Origin of the sequence: Pseudomonas huaxiensis (genome assembly GCF_003231275.1) — a bacterium.
Classification (GTDB): Bacteria; Pseudomonadota; Gammaproteobacteria; order Pseudomonadales; family Pseudomonadaceae; genus Aquipseudomonas; species Aquipseudomonas huaxiensis.
Genome location: NZ_QKVL01000005.1, coordinates 259,492 through 269,477, shown reverse-complemented (window position 1 = coordinate 269,477; position 9,986 = coordinate 259,492). Strand labels below are relative to the sequence as shown.

The 9,986-nt window shown below is 63.2% G+C and carries 7 protein-coding genes; 4 read left to right on the top strand and 3 right to left on the bottom strand.

The genetic code is table 11. The features are described from left to right. Positions 1-3,232 (top strand): beta strand repeat-containing protein (locus tag DM374_RS09205; protein WP_157969676.1); only part of this gene is annotated, 3,232 nt, incomplete at its 5' end. A 51-nt stretch (positions 3,233-3,283) separates the two neighbouring features. On the opposite strand, the gene DM374_RS09200 is transcribed toward DM374_RS09205, so the two are convergent. Continuing rightward, positions 3,284-3,667, bottom strand: coding sequence for a YbaN family protein (locus tag DM374_RS09200; RefSeq protein ID WP_177431540.1), 384 nt, complete (start codon positions 3,665-3,667; stop codon positions 3,284-3,286). Next, positions 3,660-4,247, bottom strand: coding sequence for a UPF0149 family protein (locus DM374_RS09195; protein WP_110969561.1), 588 nt, complete (start codon positions 4,245-4,247; stop codon positions 3,660-3,662). The genes DM374_RS09200 and DM374_RS09195 overlap by 8 nt, the downstream gene beginning before the upstream one ends. Positions 4,248-4,487: 240 nt before the next feature. On the opposite strand from DM374_RS09195, the gene recQ reads away from it, so the two are divergent. After that, positions 4,488-6,623 (top strand): DNA helicase RecQ, encoded by a 2,136-nt coding sequence (recQ, locus tag DM374_RS09190; protein ID WP_095160069.1) that lies wholly within the window; start codon positions 4,488-4,490, stop codon positions 6,621-6,623. 117 nt (positions 6,624-6,740) lie between these two features. Continuing rightward, positions 6,741-7,181: a MarR family transcriptional regulator gene (locus tag DM374_RS09185; RefSeq protein ID WP_095160068.1), complete on the top strand. Its 441-nt coding sequence runs from the start codon at positions 6,741-6,743 to the stop codon at positions 7,179-7,181. Positions 7,182-7,430: 249 nt separating this feature from the next. Here DM374_RS09185 and DM374_RS09180 read toward each other — a convergent pair whose 3' ends face one another. Continuing rightward, positions 7,431-9,635 (bottom strand): patatin-like phospholipase family protein, encoded by a 2,205-nt coding sequence (locus DM374_RS09180; protein WP_110969560.1) that lies wholly within the window; start codon positions 9,633-9,635, stop codon positions 7,431-7,433. 69 nt (positions 9,636-9,704) lie between these two features. Between DM374_RS09180 and DM374_RS09175 the strand changes: the two genes are divergently transcribed. Next, positions 9,705-9,986, top strand: a complete 282-nt coding sequence (locus tag DM374_RS09175; protein WP_095156800.1) for a SelT/SelW/SelH family protein — start codon at positions 9,705-9,707, stop codon at positions 9,984-9,986.

Here is a 9,986-nt window from a genome sequence, read left to right as displayed (position 1 = left end):
CCTCGACGTCAATATCATCGACGATGTGCCGACGGCGCGCCCCGATGCGGTCTCGGTCATCGAGGGCGATACGGTGACCGGTAATGTCCTGACCAACGACACCAAGGGTGCCGACGACCCGGGCAGCAATGTGGTGGTGGGTGTCCGCGCTGGCTCCAATACCGCAACGTCGGCCATTGGCTCGCTGAACACCAATGTCGCCGGCACCTACGGCACCCTGACCCTGGATGCCGCAGGGAATGCGGTGTACCACGCCAATCCGAACTCGGTGGCGGCGGCCGGTGCGCAGGACGTGTTCACCTACACCATTCGGGATGCCGACGGTGACGAAAGCACCACGACCCTCACCGTCAATGTGAAGGATTGTGCGCTGATTGCAGGTCAGGACCAGGACGTGACGGTGTATGAAAAAGCCCTGGACCTTATCAAGGATGGCCAGGACCTGGCCGCCGGTACGGTGGTTGGCAGCGATCCAGGTGCGACTACGGAAACCGGCAGTGGGACGTTGGTAGGTTCGGTGTCGGGCGGATCCGGCGCTATTTCTTACAGCCTGTTGGGCAGCTCGACTGGCGCCTACGGCCAGCTCCTGCTCAATGCCGACGGTTCCTACAAATACACCCTGACCTCGGCACCGAAAACGCCGGGTGGCGCCAACGATGGCGCGAATGTGATGACCGAGTCCTTCACCTACAAGGCGACGGATGCACTGGGCAACTTCACCACCAGCACCATCCTGATCAACATCGTCGACGATGTGCCGAAGGCTGTAGGCGCGACGCGCTCCGTCACACCGGGGCAGGTAGACTCCAACCTGCTGCTGGTCATCGACGTGTCGGGCAGCATGAACGATGCCTCCGGCGTGCCCGGGCTCACGCGCCTGCAATTGGCGAAACAGGCCATTGCCGCATTGCTCGACAAGTACGATGACCTGGGCGATGTAAAAGTGCAGATCGTCACCTTCTCCAGCGGCGCCACCGGGCAGTCCGCGGTGTGGGTCACCGTCGACCAGGCCAAGACCATCGTCAATGGTCTCAGTGCCGGCGGGTCGACGTACTACGACTCGGCCACTGCCTCGGCGCAGAGCGCCTACACCACTGCCGGAAAAATCGTGGGTGCGCAGAACATTACCTACTTCTTCTCCGACGGTGAGCCGACCTCCGGGCACGCTATTTCCGGCACCCGGGAAACGACCTGGACCAATTTCCTTGATGCCAATGGGATCAAGTCCTACGCCATTGGTCTCGGCACCGGGGTCAACGCCAGCAACCTCAATCCGCTGGCCTACGACGGCAGTACCCATACCGACACCAACGCGACCGTAGTGACCGACCTCAACCAGTTGAACTCGGTCCTGTCGGGCACCGTTCAGGGCGCGCCGATCACCGGCAGCCTGATGAGTGGCGGGTACTTCGGCGCCGATGGCGGCTTTATCAAGTCTCTGGTGGTGGACGGCACGACCTACACCTACGATCCGAAAGGCAATTCCAACCAGGGTTCCTACGCCACCAGTGGTACCGACCGCGGCACCTTCGACACTGTGACCAACAGCATCACCGTCAAGACGGTCATGGGCGGCTCGCTGGTGGTGGACATGGACACCGGCGATTTCACCTACACCCCGCCGAAGGACAATGGCAGCAGCCAGGTGGAGAACGTCGGTTTCGTGGTCAGCGACAACGACGGCGACCTGAGCAATGCCAGCCTGGTGATCAATGTCTATACCAACGCCGCGCCAGTGGCGGGGGCCGACCACGTCATCACCAATATCCTCTCGGCCAATATCACGGTGCCGGCCGAGGCCTTGCTGGCCAATGACACCGATGCCAACAACGACCGCCTGAGCGCCTCGCCGATCACCTTCAATACCGGCTGGAGCGCCCGGGGTGCCGACTTCACGGTAGGCAGTACCACGCCGACGGTCTTGTTCAATGGCAACGGGGACAGTCCGGCGAATCAGTTGAAGGACATTGCCCGCAGCACGTTCACCGGCACCAGCGGTTCAATGACCGCGGCACTGATCGTCAGCGGCTATCTGGGGGCGGTCTCGAACACCAACGCCAACGATGAAGACGTGATCACGGTCACCCTGAAAACGGGCGAGAGCCTCAAACTCGACCATGACCGGCCTGCCGGCAACGTGCTGATGGAGTGGAAGGATGCGTCTGGCAGCTATCAGACGATTGCTGACGGCAGCTCTTTTGTTGCCAGCCATGACGGGGTCTACAGCATCCATGTGGTCAACCTCACCAACACGAGCGGCAGCGGCGTCAACAACGCCGAGAACTACCAGTTGACCATGACCGTCGATTACTCGGGCGCGGCCAACAATACCCCGCAGTACAACGGCACCTACACCGTCAACGACGGACACGGCGGCACCGCCACCGGCGCTCTGGATATCACCTACCAGGACAGTTCAACCCTGACCGGCACCGCCAATGCCGACACCTTGCTCGGCGGCAGCGGTAACGACACGCTCAATGGTGGGGACGGCAATGATGTACTGGTGGGCGGCGCCGGCAACGACTCGCTGTATGGCGGCAACGGCAATGACCTGCTGATCGGCGGCCTTGGCAACGACCTGCTCGATGGCGGGGCCGGTATCGACACGGCGAGTTACGCCAGCGCCACCAGCGCTGTGACGGTCAATCTGAGCCTTGCCGGTCAGCAGAACACCATAGGCGCGGGACTGGATACGCTGGTCTCGATCGAGAACCTGATCGGCTCTGACTACAACGACACTCTCACCGGGGACGCCGGCGCGAACCGTCTGGAGGGCGGCCTGGGCAATGACACGCTCAACGGCGGTGGTGGCGATGATGTGCTGATTGGCGGGCGCGGGGACGACACAATGACCGGGGGGCCAGGCAGCGACACGTTCCTCTGGCAGTTGGGTGATACCGGTCACGACGTGGTGACCGACTTCACGCCGGGCACCGACCGTCTGGACCTGTCGCAGTTGCTCCAGGGGGAAAACACGACGTCGGCGTCGCTGGATGATTATCTGCACTTCAAGGTGACCGGCGCCGGGGCCAGCGTTGTTTCGACCATCGAGGTCAGTTCGGTGGCCGGGGCGACGCCGACCCAGACCATCGATCTTGCCGGTGTGGACCTTGCCCAGCATTACGGGGTGACGGCGGGGGCGGGCGGGGTCATTGCCTCGGGGGCGGACACGGCGACCATCATCAACGGCATGATCAATGACCATTCGTTGAAGGTGGATACGGTTTAAGGGCGGGGACCGCGGGAGTGGCGTAGCACGCTGCGCCACTCCCGACTTTTTTCAGAGCGGCCGGCGAAGGGTTTTCTGTCGCAGGATGTAAATCGTCACCAGCACCGCACTGGTCAGCATGAAGCCACGGGCCCACGGCGAGGGCACCAGGTAGCACGATAAGCTGATGCTGGCCCACATCAGGCCGATGGCGTAGACCTTGCCCTTGAGGGGAATGCCTTCGCCGCTGAGGTAGTCGCGGATCCACGGCCCAAGGCGCGGGTGATACACCAGCCAGTCGTGGAAGCGGGGGGAACTGCGGGCGAAACAGGCGGCCGCGAGCAAAAGAAAAGGGGTGGTTGGCAACACCGGAAGGAAGATGCCAATCACCCCCAGCGCGACGCTGAGCCAGCCGATGGCCAGCAGCAGGTAGCGCACGAACGCGAACTCAGTGATGGCGCGGCTTGAGCAGGGCCGGCTTTTCTTCTGGTGCGTGGCAGAGCAGGTACAGCGCGGTCAGCGCTTCCGGAATCTGCACGATCATGTCGTCCATCAGGTTCGCGTCGCTGGCGATATCGGCGAACTCTGGCTGTTCATCGAACAGACCGGAACCGACCATGATCGGCAGGAGCATTTCGCTGACTTCTTCCTCGGCGCTTTCGAACCAGGCTTCCTCACGCAGGAAGACACCTTCCATGAAGCCGATGCACCAGCCGCGCAGGTCGGAATCATCAGGCTCGTCGCCCAGGTCGAGGTCGCATGGCAGCTCGAACTCCTCGTCGCTGGCCAGTTGGCGGGCGATGTGGGCCTTGAGCTGGATCAGCGTAGCTTCGATGTCGGCACGCTGTGCGTCGTTGGCGTAGTGAGGTTCCTCGGCGAACAGGGCGTCGATCCACTCACGGTCGGTCACCTCTTCGGCGCTGATCGACAGCGCGGTCAGGTAGCCGTGGGCGGCAACGTAGTCCAGCGCCTCTTCGTGCAGCTCGTCGGCGTCGAGGAAGGCTTGCAGGCGGGTCAATTGCTCAGCGAAGGACATTAGGGGCTACCTTGGAAATATAACGATGCTGAATTCTAGCATTTTGCAGCACCTGCAACGCAAAGGATGACGGTCTATCGTGCAACCCCCTTTGGCGTTGGGCGCTCGGGTATACTGCCGGCTTTTTTCCGGTGGGTGCGGATTTCCCCCGGTAAAAGCTGCTTGCGCATTTTTGCGTGAGTCGCGGACGGTTTTCATCCAGCCTGTGGCCGGGATGGTTTCACGATTTTTGGAGTGGTTATGCTCGAACAGGCTCAGCGCGTCCTCAAGGATATCTTCGGCTACGACAGCTTCCGGGGACGCCAGGGGGCGATCATCGAACGCGTGGCCAATGGCGGCGATGCGTTGGTGCTGATGCCCACGGGCGGCGGCAAGTCGCTGTGCTTCCAGGTTCCGGCGCTGTTGCGCAATGGCCTGGCGGTGGTGGTTTCGCCGCTGATCGCGCTGATGGAAGACCAGGTCGCGACCCTCGACGAGTTGGGCGTAGCCGCCGCCTCGTTGAACTCCACCCTGAGCGCCGAACAACAGCGCGAACTGGCCGGGCGGATCCGCAGGGGCGAGCTGAAAATGCTCTATCTCGCGCCGGAACGCCTGGTGCAGCCGCGCATGCTGGACTTCCTGCGTGAACTCGATATCGCCCTGTTCGCCATCGACGAGGCCCACTGCGTGTCGCAGTGGGGCCATGATTTCCGTCCCGAATACCTGCAACTGGGCCAGTTGGCCGAGTACTTCCCCAATGTGCCGCGTATCGCCCTGACCGCCACGGCGGACATGCGTACGCGGGAAGAAATCGTCACGCGCCTGCACCTGCAAGACGCCGAACGCTTTCTCTCCAGCTTCGACCGGCCCAACATCTTCTACCGTATCGTGCCCAAGGAGCAGCCGCGCAAGCAGTTGCTGGCGTTCCTCGGCGAGCGCCGCGGTAACGCCGGGATCGTTTACTGCCTGTCGCGCAAGAAGGTCGATGAGGTCGCCGCGTTCCTCTGCGACCAGGGTTTCCCGGCGCTGCCATATCACGCCGGGCTGCCGGCCGAGACCCGTGCCGCCAACCAGCGCCGCTTCCTCAACGAGGAAGGCCTGATCATGGTGGCGACCATCGCCTTCGGCATGGGTATCGACAAACCCAACGTGCGCTTCGTCGCCCACCTCGACCTGCCCAAGTCGCTGGAAGCCTATTACCAGGAAACCGGTCGCGCCGGCCGTGACGGTTTGCCCGCCGATGCGTGGATGGCGTACGGCCTGCAAGACATGGTGATGCTCAAGCAGATGCTGCAGAACTCCGAGGGCGATGAGCGGCACAAGCGCGTCGAGCAGCACAAGCTCGACGCCATGCTTGCCCTCTGCGAAGAAACCCGCTGCCGCCGCCAGGCCCTGCTGCGCTACTTCGACGAGGAGCTGCCGCAGCCCTGCGGCCATTGCGACAACTGCGTCGACGGCGTGCAAACCTGGGATGCCACCGAGTCGGCGCGTCAGGCGCTGTCGGCGGTCTATCGCACCGGCCAGCGTTATGGCGTCGGTCACCTGGTGGATGTGTTGCTGGGCAAGGACAACGAAAAAATCCGCAACTTCGGTCACGAGAAGCTGGCGGTCTACGGCGTCGGCAAGGCCCGCGCCGAGGGCGAATGGCGTTCGCTGTTCCGCCAGTTGGTGGCGCGCGGCTTGGTCGATATCGATCTGGAGGGCTATGGCGGGCTGCGCCTGTCCGACAGTTGCCGGCCTTTACTGCGTGGCGAAGTCAGTCTGGAACTGCGCCGGGACCTCAAGCCGCAGACCAGCAGCAAGTCCAGCAGCAGCGGCGGCAGCCCGGCCAGTCAACTGGTGCGCGGCGAGGAGCGCGAGCAGTGGGAAGCCCTGCGCGCCCTGCGCCGCAAGCTGGCCGAGGAGCACGGTGTACCGCCTTATGTGATCTTCCCCGACTCCACCTTGCTGGAAATGCTCCGCAGCCAGCCGACCAGCCTCAGCGAGATGGCCCAGGTCAGCGGCGTTGGAGCGCGCAAGCTGGAGCGCTATGGCCAGGCCTTCCTCGAAGTGCTGGGCGGCGCTGCCGAGGCGCCTCCGGTGGTTGCCGATCTGCGCCACGAACTCGTCACCCTGGCCCGCGCCGGCATGACGCCGGCACAGATCGCCGGGCAGTTGCAGTGCAGCGAGAAGAACGTCTACAGCCTGCTCGCCGAGGCCATCGGTCGCCAGGAGCTGTCATTGGAGCAGGCCCTGGACCTGCCGGAAGACCTGATGGCGGAAGTGCAGGACGCGTTCCTCGATGGAGAGGGCGAACTGCCGCCAGTGTCGGAGATCAGCCCGCTGTTTGGCGCGCGGGTGCCGGAAGGCGTGCTGTATTGCGTTCGCGCCGCACTGGCGTCCGAATTCGAGATGTGACCGGCGCATCTGTCATGATTTTTTACGTTTGCCGTGACGCCTCGTCCAGATGAACCTTGCCTAAGGGCAATGGCCATGGTTAGCTGGCTAATAATTAGTTCTGATTATGAGTTTTTTATGCCGTTGACCGATCAACACCGCTTCGGGATGCAACTGGCCCATATGTCCCGGGGCTGGCGTGCCGAACTGGACCGCCGCCTGGCGGGCCTGAACCTGTCCCAGGCGCGCTGGCTTGTACTGTTGCACCTGGCCCGTTTCGAAGAAGCACCGACTCAGCGCGAGTTGGCGCAGAGCGTGGGAGTCGAAGGTCCCACCCTGGCCCGGCTGCTCGACAGCCTCGAAGCCCAGGGGTTGGTGCGGCGTCAGGCGGTGGTGGAAGATCGCCGTGCGAAGAAGATTGTTCTTTGCCCACCGGCCAAGCCACTGATCGACCAGATCGAAACCATCGCCAACGCCCTGCGGCTGGAGTTGTTCATCGGCGTGGATGAAGAGGACCTGGCAGTGTGCATGCGGGTTCATACGCGGATTCTGGCGAACCTGGAAAAGTCCAAGGTCTGACCGGATCTGGCAAGACAAAAAAACCGACGTGTTGTGCGTAATGTCAGTCAGTTAGCGTTTCAGTGTCGATGTTGGGGCTGCTCTGCAGCCCTTCGCGAGCAAGCTCGCTCCCACAGGATCCCTAGCCAAGGTGCAGTTTGTGGGAGCGAGCTTGCTCGCGAAGGGCCGCAAAGCGGCCCCAATCGGTTTAACTGACAGGCATTACGCATTGTGTGCCGGTTTTTTATGGCTCCTACAGCCAACCCCCCTTCAGAACGTCTGCCCCAAATTCAGATAAACCGCTTTCTCATCCTCGCTATTGAAGCCATAACTGAAGCTCAGCGGCCCCAATGGCGTATCGAAACCGACGAACACACTCGCCGCGTTGACATAGCCGCTGTCGAACTCGTTGTCGTTGTTCCAGATCCGCCCGCGTTCCAGCGAGCCGCCCAGGTACAGCGGGAAGTCGAGCGGCAGATAGGCGCGCGGGGTCAGCCGGCGGTAATAGACCATGCGCATCAGGCTCAGGTTCTGCCCGGACAGTGAGTTCTGGCGGAAACCCGAAAGCTGTCGCGGCCCGCCCATCACCATACTCGACACCACCACGTCGGCATCGTCCAGGGTCCGCCCGTACCGTCCACCCAGCACCCAGGTGTTCGGGCCGTTGCTCAGTGCCTTGTCCAGCTTGAAGTCCCATTGCCGGTAGCGTTGATCGGAACCGAGGCCCGGTTCGAACTGGCGCAGGGTCAGGCGGATGTCTTCGCCGCTGTGGGGGAAATAGACGTTGTCCAGGGTGTCGAAGGAGTACTTCAGCTCGTAGAACCCTTCGTTGAAATTGACCTTGGGCAGGTCCTGGTCGCCGATTCGCACCTCGGCCTTGCCCCAGGCCTGGCCGACGCCGAAGCGCACTTCACCGCTGTTGCCGATCTGCCGGCCGAGGTTCAGGCCGAAGCCGTAGCGCTCCAGGCGGTATTCGGCGACGGGGTCGTTGTCCAGCGTCGCCTCGATGTTCTGCGAGCCGAGGTTCAGGTACGGCGCGACGAAATAGCGCGAGCCGGTATCCAGCGGTTGGTAGAACTCGCTGTACAGCTCCTGCACATCACCGATCTGTGCTCGGGTCAGCCATTCCGCGCCGAGCCTGTTGATGCCGTTGACCCGGTAGCTGGCGCCGAGGTTGAAGGCGCTGTCGCCGCGCATGTCGTCCGAGAGGTTGAGGCCCAGGCGCAGGTAGTCGGTGCCGCCGCGGCGACCGCGGGCGTTGATCACCAGGGTGTTGTCCTGGCCCTTGTGCACCACGCGGTACTGGACCCGGTCGAAGTAGTCCAGGCCGTACAGGGTGCCCATGTCAGTCTGCAGGCGGTCCAGCTCCAGCGGCTGGCCGACGGGTTGGCGGATGTAGTAGCGGATCACGTCGTCGCTGACCTTGGAGTCGTTCTCCACCTTGATCGCGGTGATAATCGGGGTCCGCTGCCCTGGCGAGCGGGCCACTGCCAGCTCGGCGCCGCTGCCTTCGACGTGGCGCAGGGCGGCCAGGCGAGGGCCGAGGATTTGTGTCGCCCGGTAGCCGGCCTCGACCATTTCCGGCGCTCGACCGAAGTCGGTGACGCCGAAGCTGGCCAGTGACGGCTGAATCAGGATGTCGTCGCGCTTGAGGGCGGCCAGTTGTTCTTCGGAGTTGCGTCGGGTCATCAGGGTGATGGACTGGTTGAGCACATCAACCACCGTCGCCAGTTGCTTGCGGTTGCGCAGCGGCGTGCCGATATCGACGACGATTGCGATGTCCACGCCCATTTCCCGCACGATATCCAGCGGGATGTTGTCCACCATGCCGCCGTCGACCAGCAGCCGACCTTCCAGCTCGACCGGGGCGAACACCGCCGGAATCGACATGCTGGCGCGAATCACCTGGGGCAGGTGGCCTCGGCTGAACACCACCTTCTCGCCGCTGGCGATATCGGTGGCCACGGCGCGGAACGGAATCGGCAGTTTGTCGAAGTCGCGGGTATCGCTGGTGTGGGCCAGCAGGCTTTCCAGCAGCAGCGCCAGGTTCTGGCCCTGAATCACCCCCAGCGGCAGGCCGAGGCTGCCATCGTCGCGGAAGCTGATTTTCTGTTTGATCAGGAAGTCGCGGTCGTCCTGTTTGCGGCGGAACGGGACGTCCTTGCGCGGCGGCGCATCGGAAAGGGCCTGCTGCCAGTCGATCGACAGCGCCAGTTTCTCCAGTTCCTCGATCTTGTAGCCGGAGGCATAGAGGCCACCGATCACCGCGCCCATGCTGGTGCCGGCGATGGCGTCGATCTTCACGCCCTGTTCTTCCAGCGCCTTGAGCACGCCGATATGGGCCAGTCCGCGGGCGGCACCGCCGGACAGCACCAGGCCGACCTTGGGCCGGGTAGCGCCAGGCTTGGCGGTCTCGGCGGCGAACAGGGAAAGGGAGGTGGACAACAGCAGCAGACAGAGCAGCAGGCGGCGCATCGTGGCTCTCGGAGCGAAGGGCAAAGACCGCTAGTATAAGCGCCACACATTTTGTTTGAGGTTGTTACCGTGAGCGCGCCGAAGCCGGAAATTGTCATCACCTATTGCACCCAGTGCCAATGGCTGCTGCGCGCGGCCTGGCTGGCCCAGGAACTGCTCAGCACGTTCAGCGACGAACTGGGCCGAGTGGCGCTGGAGCCCGCCAGCGGCGGCACGTTCCGCATCACCTGCGATGGCGTGCAGATCTGGGAGCGCAAGGCCGACGGCGGCTTCCCGGAAGCCAAGGTGCTCAAGCAGCGGGTGCGCGACCAGATCGACCCCGAGCGCGACCTCGGTCACAACGATCGCTGA

Bases quoted from the DNA above. Each gene is read 5' to 3' on its own strand.
- DM374_RS09195 (WP_110969561.1), bottom strand. From the start codon at position 4,247: ATGTCCTTCGCTGAGCAATTGACCCGCCTGCAAGCCTTCCTCGACGCC.
- DM374_RS09180 (WP_110969560.1), bottom strand. From the start codon at position 9,635: ATGCGCCGCCTGCTGCTCTGTCTGCTGCTGTTGTCCACCTCCCTTTCC.
- DM374_RS09185 (WP_095160068.1), top strand. From the start codon at position 6,741: ATGCCGTTGACCGATCAACACCGCTTCGGGATGCAACTGGCCCATATG.
- recQ (WP_095160069.1), top strand. From the start codon at position 4,488: ATGCTCGAACAGGCTCAGCGCGTCCTCAAGGATATCTTCGGCTACGAC.